The organism is Streptomyces sp. NBC_00322 (genome assembly GCF_036147535.1).
Lineage (GTDB): Bacteria > Actinomycetota > Actinomycetes > Streptomycetales > Streptomycetaceae > Streptomyces.
In genome coordinates this window covers 998951-1016236 of record NZ_CP108019.1, presented here as the reverse complement: position 1 = coordinate 1016236, position 17286 = coordinate 998951, and the positions used below count along the sequence as shown (strand labels likewise).

The 17286-nt window shown below is 72.7% G+C and carries 9 protein-coding genes; 4 read left to right on the top strand and 5 right to left on the bottom strand.

Annotation, left to right across the window (positions count from 1 at the left end; genetic code table 11):
* Positions 1 to 57: 57 nt before the first annotated feature.
* From OG905_RS04600 to OG905_RS04590, 3 genes are all read right to left on the bottom strand, one after another.
* Positions 58 to 1038 carry an aldo/keto reductase gene (locus OG905_RS04600; RefSeq protein WP_328666311.1) on the bottom strand — a complete coding sequence of 327 codons (981 nt, stop codon included), beginning with the start codon at positions 1036 to 1038 and terminating at the stop codon, positions 58 to 60.
* A gap of 9 nt (positions 1039 to 1047) precedes the next feature.
* The gene (locus OG905_RS04595) at positions 1048 to 1998 is read right to left on the bottom strand and encodes a nucleoside hydrolase (protein ID WP_328666310.1); all 951 of its coding nucleotides are present in this window, start codon (positions 1996 to 1998) and stop codon (positions 1048 to 1050) included.
* A 323-nt stretch (positions 1999 to 2321) separates the two neighbouring features.
* Positions 2322 to 3212 carry a LysR family transcriptional regulator gene (locus OG905_RS04590; RefSeq protein ID WP_328666309.1) on the bottom strand — a complete coding sequence of 297 codons (891 nt, stop codon included), beginning with the start codon at positions 3210 to 3212 and terminating at the stop codon, positions 2322 to 2324.
* A gap of 89 nt (positions 3213 to 3301) precedes the next feature.
* Here OG905_RS04590 and OG905_RS04585 point away from each other — a divergent pair, with 89 nt between their 5' ends.
* Positions 3302 to 4210 carry an alpha/beta fold hydrolase gene (locus OG905_RS04585; RefSeq protein ID WP_328666308.1) on the top strand — a complete coding sequence of 303 codons (909 nt, stop codon included), beginning with the start codon at positions 3302 to 3304 and terminating at the stop codon, positions 4208 to 4210.
* On the opposite strand, the gene OG905_RS04580 is transcribed toward OG905_RS04585, so the two are convergent.
* Both OG905_RS04580 and OG905_RS04575 read right to left on the bottom strand, forming a co-directional pair.
* Positions 4197 to 4334 carry a putative Ig domain-containing protein gene (locus OG905_RS04580; RefSeq protein ID WP_328666307.1) on the bottom strand — a complete coding sequence of 46 codons (138 nt, stop codon included), beginning with the start codon at positions 4332 to 4334 and terminating at the stop codon, positions 4197 to 4199. The two genes, OG905_RS04585 and OG905_RS04580, sit on opposite strands and share 14 nt — an antisense overlap.
* A 213-nt stretch (positions 4335 to 4547) precedes the next feature.
* Complete coding sequence (locus OG905_RS04575) at positions 4548 to 5441, bottom strand: LysR family transcriptional regulator (RefSeq protein ID WP_328666306.1); 894 nt, start codon at positions 5439 to 5441, stop codon at positions 4548 to 4550.
* Between the two features lie 400 nt (positions 5442 to 5841).
* Here OG905_RS04575 and OG905_RS04570 point away from each other — a divergent pair, with 400 nt between their 5' ends.
* Genes OG905_RS04570 through OG905_RS04560 form a run of 3 tightly spaced genes read left to right on the top strand, consistent with a single transcriptional unit; the run spans position 5842 to position 17285 of the window.
* Entirely contained in the window at positions 5842 to 12534 is a 6693-nt protein-coding gene (locus OG905_RS04570; RefSeq protein WP_328682026.1) for an SDR family NAD(P)-dependent oxidoreductase, read from the top strand.
* Positions 12527 to 16945, top strand: a complete 4419-nt coding sequence (locus OG905_RS04565) for a beta-ketoacyl synthase N-terminal-like domain-containing protein (protein WP_328666305.1) — start codon at positions 12527 to 12529, stop codon at positions 16943 to 16945. Before OG905_RS04570 ends, OG905_RS04565 begins: the two co-directional genes overlap by 8 nt.
* Positions 16935 to 17285: a phosphopantetheine-binding protein gene (locus OG905_RS04560; protein WP_328666304.1), complete on the top strand. Its 351-nt coding sequence runs from the start codon at positions 16935 to 16937 to the stop codon at positions 17283 to 17285. Before OG905_RS04565 ends, OG905_RS04560 begins: the two co-directional genes overlap by 11 nt.
* Position 17286: the final 1 nt, after the last annotated feature.

The window sequence follows — 17286 nt, the reverse complement described above, 5'->3', positions numbered from 1 at the left end:
TGCAGTGCTCTGCGCCGTCGCCCCAGCGAGGTCTGTGCCGACGGACCGGGCATGCGGCTACCAGCGGTGGTGCACCTGGCCGCGGATGCGCCGGTCGTACAGCTCGCTCACCGCGCTCAACGTCTCCGGGGAGAGCGGCGGAAGCGCGGCGGCCGCGGCGTTCGCGCGGGCCTGGTCGACCGAGCGCGCACCGGGGATCACGCTGGTGACTCCCTGCTGGAGGATCCAGCGCAGCGCGGTCTGGGCGGGGGTCGCACCTTCGGGCGCGAGCGCCGAGAACTCCGCCGCCGCTTCGACGCCGGTCTCGTAGTCGACGCCGGAGAAGGTCTCGCCCTGGTCGAACGCCTCGCCGTGGCGGTTGTACGTGCGGTGGTCGTCGGCCGCGAAGACCGTGTCCTTCGTATATCTGCCGGACAGCAGACCGGAGGCCAGCGGCACCCGGGCGATGATGCCCACGCCCGCCGCCCGGGCGGCGGGCAGAACCTCCTCCAGCGGCTTGCGCCGGAAGGGGTTGAGGATGATCTGGACACTGGCCGTCCCCGGCCGGGCGATGGCGGTCAGTGCCTCGGCGCAGGTTTCGACGCTGACGCCGTACGCGGCGATGCGCTTCTCGGCAACGAGTTTGTCGAGTGCGTCGAAGACCGCTTCGGATGCGTAGACCGGTGTGGGAGGACAGTGCAGTTGTACGAGGTCGAGTGTGTCCACGCCGAGATTGGTTCGCGAACGGTCCGTCCAGGCACGGAAGTTGTCCAGGACATAGTTCTCGGACACCTGGGCCGAGCGGCGGCCCATCTTCGTGGCCACGAAGATGTTCGCGTCGCAGTGGTCCCGGAGATAGCGGCCGATGAGCTGCTCGCTGCGTCCGTCCCCGTAGACGTCGGCGGTGTCGAAGAAGGTCACGCCCGCATCGACGGCCGCGTCGAGAACCGCGAAGGCGTCCGCCTCCCGGACCTCGCCCCAGTCGGCACCCAGTTGCCACGTACCGAGACCTACGACGGAAACGCTCTTGCCCGCCCTGCGAAGCACTCGCTGTTCCATGCTGTCATGCTACGTTCGCGCCCCGCCTTTCCCGAGCGTCTCCACGGCCGCGACCACCCGGTCCCAGAACAGTTCCGCCTCCAGTGTCACGGCGACCAGCGCGTTCACAGGCCGGTCCAGGTACCGGTGCATGTCCACCACCGTTGCCCCGCGTGTGTACTGCCCGCGCAGTTCCACCGCCACGCTCGCCTCGACGCAGTTCACGATCGCGGGATCGATGACGCGGGCCACGGCGACGGGATCGTGCAGCGGAGGGGAGTCGAAGCCCCACAGCCGCTTGTAGGTGGACGCGAAGTAGGTGATCAGCTGGGCGCAGGTGCGGCCGAGTTCGGTGCCGAGTCCTTCGAGGCGGGCCAGGACATCGGGGGTGGCGAGTGCCTGGTGGGTGACATTGAGCCCGCACATGGTCACGGGTACGCCGCTGCGGAAGACGATGTCCGCGGCTTCGGGGTCGACGTGGATGTTGAATTCGGCGGCCGGGGTCCTGTTGCCGCGCCCCGTGGAGCCGCCCATGAGCACGATCTCGCGGATGTGCGCGGCGCTGTCGGGGTAGCGGGTGAGCAGCAGGGCGATATTGGTCAGCGGGGCGGTGGGGACGAGGGTGACGGGTTCGGGATGCCCGGTCAGGATCCGATGGATGAGGTCCACCGCGTGCTCGGGGACAACGTCCACGGTGGGTTCCCCGAACTGCGGCCCGTCCATGCCCGAGTCGCCGTGGACGTCGTCCGCCACGAGCAGCGGCTGCACGAGTGGCCGTGCGCATCCGGCCGCGATGGGTACGCCCGTGATTCCGGCGACGGTGCAGACCCGGCGGGCGTTGAGCGTGGTCTTCTCCACGGTCTGATTGCCGGCGACCGTGGTGATGGCCAGCAGGTCGATCGCGGGATCTCCCGCGGCGAGGATGATGGCCAGGGCGTCGTCGTGCCCGGGGTCGCAGTCGATGATGATCGGCACAGGCACGGTGCACGCTCCTAGGTCGTGTCTTCAAAGTCCCGTCTGCCTGGCGACGCCTGGCACGCACGCTCGCCGCGTTGTCGTCAGTCGCCTACGCTCCGCGTGGGCTCCATCCTCCGCCTTGCGATCGCACGCACCAGACGCCGCCAGGCCCGCCCTCCGGGCGGACGACGCTACTTTGAAGACACTCCCTAGCGTCCTGGGACGGCAGCATCCTCAGTATCCGTGGTTGCGCTCAGGAACGTCCGACGCCACGGGGGCGGTTTGCGAGGTTGACGCGAACCCATCACGGGCTGAGCCGGCCGGCGCACCGACACTCCCTGCAGACGTCAACGTGCCATGCGCTGCACGGTGTTGCGGAAGTTGCGCAGGACCGTCCCCGAGTCGGCAGTGCGGTGGGCGAGGTGGAATTCGAGGCCCGGCGTGGCAGGCGCCAGAGGGAGCAGCGTGACCCCCACGTGCCGGAATCTGCGCATGCCCGTGGGGCCGATGCCGACGCCGAGGCCGCAGGCGACGAACCCCAGCAGGGTGTGCAGACCGTCCGCCTCGTGAGCGACACGTGGTTCGAAACCCGCCGCGCGGCACGCGCCGATGGCCGCGTCGGCAGCCGCGGGCTCGGTCTGCCGGGAGGAGAGGATCAGCGGCTGCCCGGCCAGGGCATCGAGGGCGATGAACGGCTCACCGGCCAGCGGATGGTCCGCCGGCACGGCCGCGACCAGGCTCTCGCGGGCCAGAGGGACCGTGATGAGGTGCCTTCGGGCCGCGCCGGGCACCGGGCCGCAGATGAAACCGGCGTCCAGGCTGCCGTCGAGGAGTGCTTCGATCTGCCGGACGCTGGGCAGTTCTCGCAGGTCCAGCCGCACCTGGGGCCAGCGGCCACGGAAGGCGGCGAGCACCTCGGGAAGCACCGCGGCCAGTGCGGTACCGAGGAAGCCCACGGCCAGCGAGCCGGTGTCGCCGCGGTCCGCGTCGGCGGCGTCGCGCACGGCGAGGTCGACGTGGTCCAGCACCTGCTGGGCGCGGAGCAGAAAGGCCCGTCCGGCGGCCGTGGGGCGCACCCCGTGTCCGGTGCGATCGAAGAGCCTGACCCCGAGTTCGGTCTCCAGCGCCTTGATCTGCTGGGACAGCGGCGGCTGCTGGATTCCCAGCGCGGCCGCCGCGCGGCCGAAGTGGGCGTGCTCGGACACGGCCAGCGCGTACCGAAGATGCCGCAGTTCCATGCCACGATCATATCTCGCAGTGAATCACGCCATCCCTTCTCATATATCGGGCATGAAAAAGGTCGTCCAGGCCTGGTCCACTGGCGGGCATGAGCGAGCAGACACGGGCACAAGGCCCGACAACAGAAGGCGGCACCGGCACAGGGGCCTGGGAGCACGGCCGTACCGAGGTCGACGGCGTCGATCTCCACTGGGTCCACGCGGGAAAGGCCGGGGGCACTCCCGTCGTGCTGCTGCACGGATGGCCCCAGACCTGGTACGCCTGGCGGAAGGTGATTCCCGTACTCGCGCAGCAGCATGAGGTGTACGCGATCGACCTGCCCGGCCTAGGTGACTCGGGATCGTCGTCCCTCGGCCACGGGGTCCGTATCGCAGCCGATCTCCTCGACGGATGGCGCGCCGCCTTGGACCTGCCCCGGATCCACGTGGTGGGACACGACCTGGGTGGCCCGATCGGATACACCTGGGCGGCGAGCCGCCCCGGCCATGTCCGCAGCTTCGTCCTGGTCGGCGTGCCCCTGCACGGTTTCGGGCTCAAGGAGTTGATCGCCCGCGCCGGGCTCTGGCACTTCGGCTTCTTCTCGGTACCCGGGCTCGCCGAGGGGCTTTCTCAGGGACGCGAGCGGGTGCTGCTCGAGCACTTCTACCAGCACGCCGTGGACAGCGGCGCCGTCCGGCCCGCCGACATTGACGAGTATGTGCGCAGCTACGCCCTGCCGGAGCGGCTTGCCAACGGCTTCGCGTACTACCGCAGCCTCGGCGCGGACACCGCCGACATCACCGCTCTCGCCCGCACGAAGCTGCCGATGCCCGCCCTGGCTGTGGGCTGTGGGCAGGCGGGCGGGCCCGCGCCGCTCGACAGCCTGGCCCGGGTCGCCTCCGACGTCCGCGGCGAGATTGTGGCGGAAAGCGGCCACTTCATCGCCGAGGAGCAGCCGGACCGGCTTGCCGCGCTTCTGCTGGACTTCTTCGAGCGGGCCTCGGTCAGAACCAGTTGACGGTGAGCGGGAAGGATGCGGTGGCGGTGGTGCCGCCGGTGTCGGTGGCGGTGGCCGTGATCCGCAGGGCGCCGACCTGCCACGGTTTTCCGCTGATCCGGCCGGTCGAGGTGTCGATGGACATCTAAGACACGCCCTGGGCCCGGCGGCTGCGTGCACGCACGCTCCGGCGCGGCGGCCGGTGCTGTTGCCGCGGCCCGGGACGGCGGGGCCGCGAGCAGGACCGTAGTGGTCATCGGCGCCGCGCTCAGGACGGCCCGGCGTCCGGGCAGATGGCCGGGTCGGCCAGGAATCGGGACACGCTCGCCGGCGATCGCGGCCTGCGCGGACCGTCAGGTCATCTGGCTGGCTCCCGGACGGGCGCGTGGTGCCGGGCGTGGGAGAGGAAGGCGCGCGCGGCACGGCTGAGCGGGCGGCGCGGATGCGCGATGCCGACGGCGCGCAGCAGCGGCGGGGTGAAGGAACGGACCTCCACGCGATGGCCGAAGGCCCGTAACACCATGTCCCGGTACCAGATCAGCGAGCCGCGCCCGTCCGCGACACTGGTCACCCAGGCCAGCCGCTCGTCCGCTTCCACCACGGGCACGGGGCGTACTCCGATCTGTCCGAACATCGCCTCCAGCTCCGTGCGCCGGCCGGTGCCGGGGGTCGGCAGCACCATCCGCAGACCTCCCAGCATCCGGAACGGGATCGGGTCGGGCAGCCCGGAGCCGGGCGGGGAGATCAGGACGACCTCACGGTCCTGGAGATGGTGAGTCGACAGTTCCTTGTCGAGCGGCAGATCGACAAGGCCCAGCTCCGCCGCGCCGTCCGTCAGTGCCCGCACCAGAGCCTCGCGGCTGTCGTGCGGGAGAAGGCGTACGTCGATGTCCGGGTGGCGCTCGGCGAAGGACGGCACGAGATCGGCGGCGAGATCGAGGGACAGGGTCGGCGTGGCGGCCACCGTCAGGGAGGTACGCGAACTGCCGCCGTGCGCCGGGCGGATGTCCTCGATGGCCTCGACGGCGTCGAGGACCGTACGGGCCAGGCGTACGACGCGAGCGCCTTCCGGGGTCAGGGTCGCCCGCCGGCGCCTGCGGTCCAGGAGCTCCATGCCGAGGTCCCGTTCGAGGGACTGGATGGACCGTGAGAGTGCGGGCTGGGCGATATAGACGGAGCACGCGGCGGCTGTGATCGAGCGGCAGTCCGCAACGGCGACGAGGTATCGCAACTGCTGGAGTGTGGGGGTCATGCGCGGACGGTAGCCGCCGGGTCCTGAGGGCGTAAGAGGCACAAGCGCGAACAACTGCCCATAACCACACCTGAGTTGAGACTTGGCCGGCAGTAATCCATACCTCTGAGGCATGAGTGGCTGATGTGCGTTGACAGTGTCGGCCGACCGCCGCACGATGCAACGCGGCATCGGACGTTACCGTCCGGTCACTTCTCTCGTAGGTCCTGTCCGGCCTGATCGGCCGGACAGGATCTGGGGTCCCGATCCGTCCCCGGCACGCCACGGTCCGACCCGCCGTGGCCCCCCCTCGCAGGCCCTGCCCGGAACCCAAGGAGAGCCCGTGATCTCTCAGCCCACCCGGCACGCGGACCGGGACCTCGTGATCGTGGTCAGCCCCTTCGAAGAGCCCAGTGCCCGGATGGTCGCGGCCGCGGAGCGAGCCGGCGCGCTGGGCGTGCTCGACCTCGGCAGGAACCGTGAGCGGGCGTGTGGCGCCATGGCCGGGCTGCGGGGGCGGTACGGAGTCCGTGTACCGGCGGGGTGCCCGCTCGCCCCGGACGAACTGCCCGCCGGGGTGGACACCGTTCTGCTCGCCGAAGAGCACTGGCGCACCGGGACGGCCCGGTGGGCCGCGGACGGCGAACGCCGGGTGTGGGCCGAGGTGGTCAGCCCCGCCGAGGCCGCGGCCGCCGTCACAGCCGGGGCGTCCGGCCTGGTGGCCAGGGGGCATGAGGCCGGCGGCCGGGTCGGCGAACTGACCACCTTCGTGCTGCTCCAACGCCTGCTGAGCCAGCCCGAGTTGAGCGTCCCCGTCTTCGCGGCCGGAGGCATCGGCCCCCACACGGCCGCCGCCGCCGTCGCGGGCGGTGCCACCGGAGTCGTACTCGACACCCAGCTCGCGCTCACCACCGAGGGCGCCGCCGGGCTGCCCGGCGATGTCGAGGCAGCGATCCGCGCCATGGACGGCAGCGAAACCACCGTCGTCTGCGGTCACCGGATCTACGCCCGCCCCGATCTGGCGCCGCCGCAGACGGAGATCGCCGAACACCTCGGCGCCCGCGGACTGCGCACCCAGCCGCTGCCCATCGGCCAGGAGGGGGCCACCGCCGCGCGGCTCGCCGCGCGTCACCGCACCACCGGCTCGGTCGTCCAGGCCGTCCGGGTGGCCATCACCGGCCACCTGGAAGCGGCGGTACGTGCCCGTCCACTGAGGCCGCGCCCGGGCGAGGGCCATCTGCCGGTGGCCCAGGGGCCCATGACCCGGGTGAGTGACCGGCACGCCTTCGCCTCGGCGGTGGCGGACGCGGGCGGGCTGCCCTTTCTCGCCCTCGCCGTCATGGACGGCCCCGATGTACGCGAACTGCTCACCCGGACCGCGGAGCGCCTGGGCGGCCGGGACTGGGGTGTCGGACTGCTCGGCTTCGCTCCCGAGGAGCTGCGCCGCGAACAGCTCGCCGCCGTCGCCGACGCACAACCCCCGTACGCGATCATCGCGGGCGGGCGGCCCGCCCAGGCCGCCCCCCTCGAAGCCGCCGGGACCCGGACCTATCTGCATGTGCCGTCGCCGGGACTCCTGGAGCAGTTTCTCGCCGAAGGAGCGCGGCGCTTCGTCTTCGAGGGGCTCGAGTGCGGCGGGCACATCGGCCCGCGCGCTGCCTTCCCCCTCTGGGAGGAGCAGATCGAGCGGCTGCTCGCCTGCCCGTACGCCGACGAGCTCGACGTGCTCTTCGCCGGTGGCATCCACGACGAGCGGTCCGCGGCGATGGCGATGGCCGCCGCGGGTCCCCTGGCCGAGCGCGGGGCCCGGACCGGCGTCCTGATGGGCACCGCCTATCTGTTCACCGAGGAGGCGGTGGCCGCCGGAGCCGTACTGCCCGGCTTCCAGCGCACGGCGATCGACTGCGCGGCCACCACACTCCTGCGTACCGCCCCGGGTCATGCCACCCGCTGCGCCACCACACCGTACGCCGACGTCTTCACCGCCACCGCGCAGCGGCTGCGGCAGGACGGCGCGAGCCCGAACGAGCTCTGGGAGGAGCTGGAGAAACTCAACCTCGGGCGGCTGCGGATCGCCAGCAAGGGCCTGCGCCGCACAGCGAGTGGGCTCGTCCCGGTGGACGAGGACGAACAGCGCGGCGAAGGCCTCTACATGCTCGGCCAGATCGCCACCGCCCGCACCGCGACCACCACGGTCGCCGCCCTCCACGCCCAAGTGACCGAAGGCGCGACGCAGTTGCTGGAAAGGCGATGGGAGCAGCTGTGCGATGCGTCCCCGCGCGAGGCGGACCAGACACCGCTCGACATCGCGATCGTGGGTATGGCCTGCCGCTATCCCGGCGCCGACGACCTCGCCGGGTACTGGGCGAACATCGTCGCCGGGACCGACTCCGTGACCGAGGTACCGGCCGACCGCTGGGACAGCGCCGCCCATTACGACCCGGACCCGGCGCGCGCGGGGGAGCGGACCCCGTCCCGGTGGGGCGGCTTCCTGCCACCGGCACCCTTCGACGCGCTCGCGCACGGAATCGCCCCGGCCTCGCTCGGCAGTATCGAGCCGGTGCAGCTCCTCGCCCTCGACATCTCTGCCCGCGCCCTCGCCGACGCCGGATACGCGGGCGAGCGACACTTCGACCGCTCACGCACGTCGGTCGTCTTCGGCGCGGAGGCAGGCACGGATCTCGCAGGGGCCTACGGCTTCCGCGCCCTGTACCCCGGCTATCTCGGCGTACTGCCACCCGGGCTGGACGGGCAACTGCCCCGGCTGACCGAGGACTCGTTCCCGGGAGTCCTTGCGAACGTCATCGCCGGGCGGGTCGCCAACCGCCTCGACCTCGGGGGCGCCAACTGCACGATCGACGCCGCCTGCGCCTCCTCGCTCGCCGCACTGGACCTGGCCTGCAAGCAACTGCGCGACCGGGACAGCGACATGGTGCTGTGCGGCGGCGCCGATGTGCACAACGGCATCAACGACTACCTGATGTTCGCCTCCGTACGTGCCCTCTCACCCACCGGACGCTGCCGTCCCTTCGACGCCTCCGCCGACGGCATCGCGCTCGGCGAGGGCGTCGCCTGCCTCGTACTCAAACGCCTCGCGGACGCGGAACGCGACGGCGACCGCGTCTACGCCGTCGTCAAGGCCGTCGGCGCCTCCAGCGACGGACGTTCCCTCGGCCTCACCGCACCCCGCCCCGAAGGACAGCGGCGGGCTCTGGAACGCGCCTACCGGCGGGCGGGGATCGCGCCCAGTGAGATCGGTCTGGTGGAGGCGCACGGCACAGGCACCGTCGTGGGCGACAGCACCGAACTGGCCATCCTCACCGAGGTCTTCGGCGGCGGCGAGCCGGACCTCTGCTCGCTCGGTTCGGTCAAGTCGCAGGTCGGCCATACGAAGTGTGCGGCGGGCCTGGCCGGACTGATCAAGGCGGCATGGGCCGTGCACCGCGGCGTACGGCCGCCGACGCTGCACCTGACGAGCCCCAACCCCGACTGGCAGCCAGGCAGCAGCCCCTTCTGCTTCGACACCGAGGCCAGGCCGTGGACCGCGCCTGCCGGGCGCCGGTTCGCGGCAGTGAGTGCCTTCGGCTTCGGCGGCACCAACTACCACGCGGTGCTTGCCGGTTACGGGGTCGAGGGCGAGCCCGCCCACGGCCTGGACGCCTGGCCCGCCGAGCTTTTCTGCTTCCGCGGGGCCGACCGGACCGCCGCCCTCGGGTCGATGGACCGCCTCGCCGCCCGGCTGGAGCAGAACGACACGGCGGGACGACCGTGGCCGCTGCGCGACCTCGCCGCGGAGACCTCCGCCGGTGAGGGGACGATCCACGTCGCGGTGGTCGCCACCGGGCTGGACGATCTGGCCGGAAAGCTGGAGCGGGCCCGGGAGTTCGTCGCAGGCGACGGCATTCACGTGCGCGACGAAGGGCAAGGTCCCGGCCGGACCGCCTTCCTCTTCCCGGGGCAGGGCAGCCAGCGGCCGGGCATGCTCGGTGATCTGTTCATCGCCTTCCCCCGGCTGAGGGGTCTGCTGTACGAGGAGGATCCGCGCCGGACCGCCACGATGTTCCCGCCCGCCGCCTTCACGCCCGAGGACCGGGCCGCACAGCGCGCGGCCGTCACCGACACCCGGACCGCCCAGCCGGCCCTCGGCCTCACCGGCGCCGCCGCACACCTCCTGCTCACCTCCCTCGGCATACGTCCCGACTGCACCGCCGGACACTCCTACGGCGAACTGGTCGCACTCTGGGCCGCGGGCGCCTACGACACGGCGGCCCTCCTGCGGCTCAGCGAACGCCGGGCGGAGGCGATCCTGGCAGCCGCCGGGGACGACCCGGGAGCGATGGCCGCAGTGGCCTCTGCTCCACAGGACCTGCCCGACCTGCCGCCCGGATGCGTCGTCGCCAACCACAACGCACCGGCGCAGAGCGTCATCTCCGGCCCGACCGGCGCGGTCGACGCCGCGATCGGCGCACTGCGCGAGGCGGGCATCCGGGCCGAACGCCTCCCGGTGGCCTGCGCCTTCCACAGCGAGGTCGTCGCCGGGGCCGCCGAGGAGCTGGCCGAGGAGCTGGCCCGGGCCTCGGTCGCCGAGCCCGCGATCCCGGTCTGGTCGAACACCACCGCGGACCTCTATCCGGCCGATGCGGCGGCCGTCAGGGAGCTGCTCGCCCGCCAGGTCGCCGAACCCGTGCGGTTCGCCGAACAGATCGAAGCCATGTACGCGGCAGGGGTGCGGACCTTCGTCGAGGCCGGACCGGGCCGGGTGCTCACCGGTCTGGTCGGCCGCATCCTGGGCGACCGGCCCCACACCGCGGTTCCCCTCGACATCGCGGGAGAGCACGGCGTGACCCGCCTGGTGACCGCGCTCGCCGAACTCGCCGCGGCGGGCGTCCCGTTCGACCCGGAGCCGCTGTTCAGGGACCGCACCGCCCCGCTGCCCGCCGAACCGCCACGGCGCGCCGGATGGCTGGTCGACGGCCATCTCGTACGGACGGCGGACGGCGAGCCGGTGGCGGGCGGGCTGCTTCCGGCGCGCCGGGTGACACCGGCTCCCGCTGCTGCCACCGCCGACCGGCGGGAGGACGCCGTACTGGAGTATCTGCGAGGAGCGCGGGAACTGGTCGCCGCCCAACGGGACGTCCTGCTCGGCTACTTGGGTGTGGAAGCCCCGCCGCCGACTGACATACCCGCGCGGGCTCCTGAGATCCCCGCCCCGCAACCCGCCGCCGAAGAGCCGGACCGTCGCCCTTTGACGCCGGACCAACTCCTCGACGCCGTACTGGAGATCGTGCACAAACGCACCGGCTATCCGCGGGAGATGCTCGATCCCGCTCTCGACCTGGAGGCCGACCTGTCGGTGGACTCCATCAAGCGCGTGGAGATCATTGGGGCCCTGGCCGACCGGATCGGGCTGCCGCGCGGTGCGGATGGCCCGGCGGAATCGGCCGTCGAGGAACTGTCCCGGCTGAAGACCATCAGCGGCATCGTCGACTGGATCGTCGCCCGGGGGACGAGTGCGGATCCCGCACCGACGACGGATCCCGCACCGACCAGGGCCCCCGCCTCCGCCGCCGCGCCTCAAACGCTCGCCGCAGCCGAGCCGTCCTCCGATCCTGTCCGGCCCACGCGCCCTGCCCGGCTGCTGGTCGAGGTCACTCCCGTGGCACCGCCCGCCACCCACGACCCGGCCGATGTACTGCCCGGCCTTCGGCTGGCCGTCGTCGACGACGGCCTCGGCGTCGCCGCCGCACTCGCCGCCGAGCTCGAATCCCACGGCGCCGAGGTGCGCACCCTCCACCCCGAGCGGCTCGCGGACGCGGCCGGAGCCGACGGCGTCGTGGACCTCAGCTCGCTGCGTCCCGCCCCGGACCCAGTCCTGCCCGAGACCTTTGGCGCCCTGCGCCGGATCCTGACGGCGGGCACCCGCCGACTGCTGCTCGTCACCGGCCGCGGTGGAGCCTTCGGCAGGACCGCAGCGTCGCAGGAGGTGCCCGGCTCGTCGTCCGACCCGATCCCCGGCGCCGGCCTGTACGGCTTCGCCCGCACCGCGGCGATCGAGCATCCCGGCACCGCCGTACGCGCCGTGGACATGGACCCCAAGGACCGCCCCGAGCGGATCGCCGCCCATCTGATCGCCGAACTGTGCGCTCCCGAAGAGCCCGTGGTCATCGGCTACACCAACGGCACCCGCAACACCCTTCGTACCGTCGCCGTCCCTCTCCCGGCCGACGAACCGGAACCACCGCTCCCGCTCGGCTGCGACGCGGTGGTGCTGCTCGCCGGCGGGGCCCGCGGTATCACCGCCCGTACAGCCGTCGCCCTCGCCGAGGCCACGGGATGCCACATCGAACTCATCGGCCGCACCCCGCTCCCCGACGAGGCCGAGGACCCGGCCGTCGCCCACGCCCACGACCGGGTCGCCCTGCGTGCGGCCCTCGTCCGGCAGGGCCTGCGCACCCCCGCCGAGATCGAGGCCGCCGCGACCCGCATCCTCGCCGCGCGCGAGATCCGCACCACCCTGGCGGCCCTCACCTCCGCGGCCGCCTCGGTCCGGTACCACGCGGCGGACGTCACCGATCCCGATGCCGTACGCAGCGTGATCCGTGGCGTACGCGCCCGGCACGGCCGTCTCGACGGCATCGTGCACGGCGCCGGAACCATCGAGGACAAGCTGCTGCGCGACAAGGACCCGGCCTCCTTCGCCCGGGTGTTCGCCACCAAGGTCGACGGCGCCCGCCATCTCCTCGACGCCGCTGCCGACCACGGGGACGGCTCGCCGCCCGGCTTCCTCGTCCTCTTCGGCAGCGTCGCAGGTGTCTTCGGCAACCGCGGTCAGGCGGACTACGCGGCGGCCAACGAAGCCCTGGACACCTTGGCCGCCACCCCCTCCTGGTCCCAGCGCTTCCCCGGCCGGGTACTCGCCGTCGACTGGGGCCCCTGGGCGGCGGAGGCGGGCGGCATGGTCACCCCCGAGCTGGAACGGATGTACGCGAGCCGCGGCATCCCCCTCCTCGATCCGGCCGCGGGCACGGCCGCCCTCCTCGCCGAGCTGGCCCACGGCACCACGGGCCAGGTCGTCCTGCTCGCACAAGACCCGGGGGAGTCCCGCCATGGCTGAGGAGCGTCGCGGTCCCCGGCCGAGCGACGCCGCGATCATCAGCATGGGCGCCGTCTTCCCAGGCGCCACCGATCTGGCCGCGTACCGTCGCAATCTCTTCGCGGGCACGGACGCCATCAGCGACGTACCGCCGGGCCGCTGGGACCCCGCGGTCTACTACGACCCGAACGGCACCGAAGGACCAGCGCGCAGCGACCACTTCTACTGCCGCCGTGGCGGCTTCATCGACGAGCTCACCGCCTTCGAGCCGACCCGTTTCGGCATCATGCCCGCCGCCGTGGCGGGAGCGGAGCCCGATCAGCTGCTCGCCCTGCGGGTCATCGCCGAGGCCGTGGCCGATGCCGGGGGCGAGGAACGGCTGCCCGCCGACCGGTCCCGTATCGGAGTCATCCTCGGCCGTGGCGGCTTCATGGGCGTCGCCACCGCGCGCCTCGACCAGCGCGTGCGCACCGCCCACCAGCTCGCCGCGACGTTGCGCGAACTCGCCCCCGAACTCGGCGAGAAGCGCATCACCGAGGTGCGCGAAGCCTTCCAGGCCGGGCTGGGTCCCGAGCGGCCCGAGGCTTCCATCGGTCTGGTGCCGAGCTTCACCGCAGCCAGGACCGCCAACCGCCTCGACTTCCGTGGCCCCGCCTACACCATCGACGCCGCCTGTGCCTCCTCGCTGCTCGCTGTCGACCAGGGGGTCGGTCTGCTGGCGGGCGGCAGTTGTGACCTGGTGGTCGCCGGGGCTGTGCACCACTGTCATATCGCCACGCTCTGGAGTGTCTTCACCCAGCTGCGGGCGCTCAGCCCCAGTCAGCACATCCGTCCTTTCGACCGCCGCGCCGACGGCACGCTGCTGTCCGAAGGCACCGGCGTCGTCCTGCTCAAGCGCCTGGCGGACGCCGAACGCGACGGCGACCGCGTCTACGCCGTCGTACGGGGGGTCGGCGTCGCCGGTGACGGCCGCGCGGCCAGCCTGATGAGCCCCTTGGTGGACGGCCAGGTCCGTGCCCTGCGCCAGGCCTGGGCGCGGGCCGGGCTCGATCCGGTCGCGCCCGGCGCGCTCGGGCTGCTGGAGGCCCACGGCACCGGGACACCGGTCGGCGACGAGGCCGAACTCAGCACTCTGGCCGAGGTCTTCGGCCCGCGCACGCCCGGCGCCGAACAGGTCGCCATGGGTTCCGTGAAATCGATGCTCGGCCACACGATGCAGGCCTCCGGGATGGCCGGGCTGATCAAGGCCGTACTCGCCGTGCACGACGGGACGCTGCCCCCGACCCTGCACCTCGAAGAGCCGCACGAGGGCTTCGCGAGCACGCGCATGCGCCCGGTGACGCAGGTGGAGCCGTGGCACCGGGGGCGCCTGCCGCGACGGGCGGGTGTGAACGCCTTCGGTTTCGGCGGGATCAACGCGCATGTGGTGCTGGAAGAGGCGCCGGGGGCCTTCGCCGCGGGCGGGCGGGTGATCTCGGCCGCCGCCGCGCCGCCCGCTCATATGACGCTGCTGGCCGCGGCCAGCTCCGCGGAACTCGGCCGTCTCGTGGAGGCGTTGCCGGACTCGGAAGCACAGGTGCCTGGTGTGTCCGAGGGCCCTTGTCGCCTCGCCGTCCTCGGACTGACACCCAAGCGCCGGGCCCTGGCCGCGGCGGTCGTCGCCCGTGGAAAGCCGTGGCGCGGGCGCGGCGGCGTGTGGTTCACACCCAGCCCGCTGCTCGCGCGCGACGGCAGGGTGGCCTTCGTCTTCCCGGGCCTGGAACCGGACTTCACACCGCACATCGATGATGTCGCCGACCGGTTCGGGCTTCCCCGGCCCGCCCTGACCGGCGGGGACACACTGATGGAACGGGCGCTGGACGCCATCGCCGTCGGCCGCCTCTTCGCCCGATTACTGCCCGAACTGGGCATTCACGCCGACCTGCTGGCCGGGCACAGTCTCGGCGAGTGGACCGCCATGGTCGTCGCAGGAATGTATCCGCAGCAGGCCGTCGACACCTTCCTCGACTCGCTGCGGGCGGGCGATCTCGACGTGCCCGATCTGGTGTACGCGGCGCTGGGCTGCGGGGCGCGGCAGGCGGACGCCGCGCTGCACGGGCTCAGCGGCGTCGCCGTCAGCCACGACAACTGCCCTCACCAGTCGGTGCTGTGCGGCGAGCCGCGCGCCATGGCCGTGGCGCTGAGCCGACTGGCCGCTCAGGGCGTACTCACCCAGGAGCTGCCCTTCCGGTCGGGCTTCCATACGCCCATGTGGGGGCCGTACCTCGACCAGGTGCGCGCCGCGTTCGCCGCACTGCCGGTCAGGCCACCGACCGTGCCGGTCTGGTCGGCCACAACCGTGGCCGCCTATCCGGGCGCCGAGGACGAGGTACGGGACGTGGTGCTGCGCCATCTGCTGGAGCCGGTGCGCTTCCGGGAGTTGACGACGCGGCTGTACGCGGAGGGAGTGCGCGCCTTCGTGCAAATGGGTCCGGGCAGCCTCCCCGGCTTCGTGGCGGACACCCTGCACGGGCGGGACCACCTCGCGGTCTCCGCGGGCGCGGTGCGGGGCGGGAGCGGTCTCGACCAACTGCGCCGCCTGGCCGCCGCGTTGTGGACGGAGGGGCTGAACCCTCGCTGGGACCGCCTGGCCGGGCATGAGTCGGCGAGTCCGGTTGCACCGTCGGGGCGGGACCTCGTGCGGCTCGACCTCGGCTCGTCGCTGGTGACTCTGGGCGACGCCGTGCCCTCGCTCCGGCTGGCCGACCCGCCCCGGGGCCGGGCCACCGGCCAACCCGTACTGCTGTCGGCCCTCGACGCCGTGGCCGGCGAGACGGAGGACGCGGTGCGGGCCGTCGCCGACGCCTGGCGCGCGAAGATCGTTCCGACCGCCGTCGTCGCTCCGTACAACTCCCGGCGACGGCTTTCCCTCGACACCATGCCGTACGTCCGCGACCACTGCGTCTATCTCCAGCCCGACGCCTGGCCCGAGCCCTCGGACCGCTTCCCCGTCGTCCCCATGACCACCCTGCTGGAACTGGCCGCGGACGCCGCACGCGCCGCGGCTCCCGGACGGATCGTGACCGGTTTCGCGGAGGTACGGGCCCTGCGCTGGCTGCCCGTCGATCCGCCCGTCGACGCCGAGTTCACGGTGACCGGCGACAGCGGGGGCAGCCGGATACGCGTGGAGATCGGCGATTGCGCGACCGTCACCGTCGTCCTCGCCGACCGCCACGCCGCACCGCCCGCCCCCGATCTCTCGACGCTGACCCGCGCATCGGCGCCTCCGGTCAGCGCGGAGGCCCTCTACCGCGACCGGTGGATGTTCCACGGACCTGCCTTCGCCGGGGTCCACGAGGTGACCGCCGTCGCCGACGACGGCATTCGCGGGGTGCTGCGGGCCCTGCCCGCGCCGGGCGCGCTGCTGGACGCCGCCGGACAACTGCTCGGCCACTGGATGCAGTTGAGACTGACGGCCGACCGGCTGGTCTTCCCCGCCTCGCTGGAGCGGGTGAGTCTGTACGGGCCCGCGCCGCGCGACGGAGCGCTCCTGCGCGCCACCGCCCGTATCCGGTCCGTGCGGCCCGACTCTGTCCTGGGCGATGTGGAACTCACCGCCGCCGACGGCACGGTGTGGGCCCGGCTCGAAGGGTGGACCTACCGGCGCTTCGCCGCCGACGAGCGGGTGTGGCCCATGAAGTTCACCCCGGAGATCTTCGGGATCGGCGAGCCGCAGCCCGGCGGCTGGTGCCTCGCCCGGCGGCGCTGGACCGACCCGGCATCCCAGGAGCTGGTGATGCGGCGCTACCTGGGCGCCGCCGAGCGTGCCGCGTACGAACAGCGCCCCCCACGCGCCCGCGCGCCGTGGCTGCTCGGGCGGATCGCCGCCAAGGACGCCGTTCGCCATCTGCTGTGGGACGGCGGTGCGGGGCCCCTCTTCCCGGTGGAGGTGCAGGTCGGCAACGACGAGTCGGGCCGCCCCCGCGCGGAGGGTCCGCTCGCCGCCGGACTGCGGCTCTCCCTGGCCCACAAGGACCGGCTGGCGGTCGCGTACGCGCATCAGTCCCACGCCGTCGGCATCGACATCGAGACCGTCACAGAGGACCCGGCGGCGCTGAGCCGTATCGCGCTCACCGCCGAAGAGCGCGAGCTCGCCGAGCAGTTCGCCGCGCGGGAAGGGTGCGGCAGGGCGCAGGCGCTCACCGCGTTCTGGTGCGCCAAGGAGGCCGCGGCCAAGGCCGAGGGCACCGGCCTGGGCGGCCGTCTGCGGCTGTGGACCGTCACCGACGGACCCACAGGGCTGCGGGTGCGCTCTCCCGAGGGCCGCAGCCACGCCGTACGGATCAGCACCGTCGATGATCTGCCCGGCCCGTACAGCCACCCCGTAACCCATGTTGTCGCCCGGACCGTACCCCCCACCCCGACCCCGCCGGAGGCCGGCCATGACGTCTGACCCCATCGCCGAACAGATACTCGCCGAGATCACCGCCATGCTCGTCGAGACCGTCGGCGACGAGTTCCTCCTCGCCGAAGAGGTCACGCTGAACACCACCTTCAACGAGGACCTGGCGCTGGAGAGCATCGAGTTCGTCGCTCTCGCCGAACTGCTCCAGCAGCGCTACGGGGCAGCTGTGGACCTGATCGCCTTCCTGGCCGAGAAGGACATGGAGGAGATCCTGGCGATGACCGTCGGCGACCTCGTCTCGCACATCGCCGGGAGACCCGCTCCGGCCGGCGCTGGGGCTCCCGCTCCGACTGTCGCCGGGACACCCGCCCCGGCCCCGGCCGGCTGAC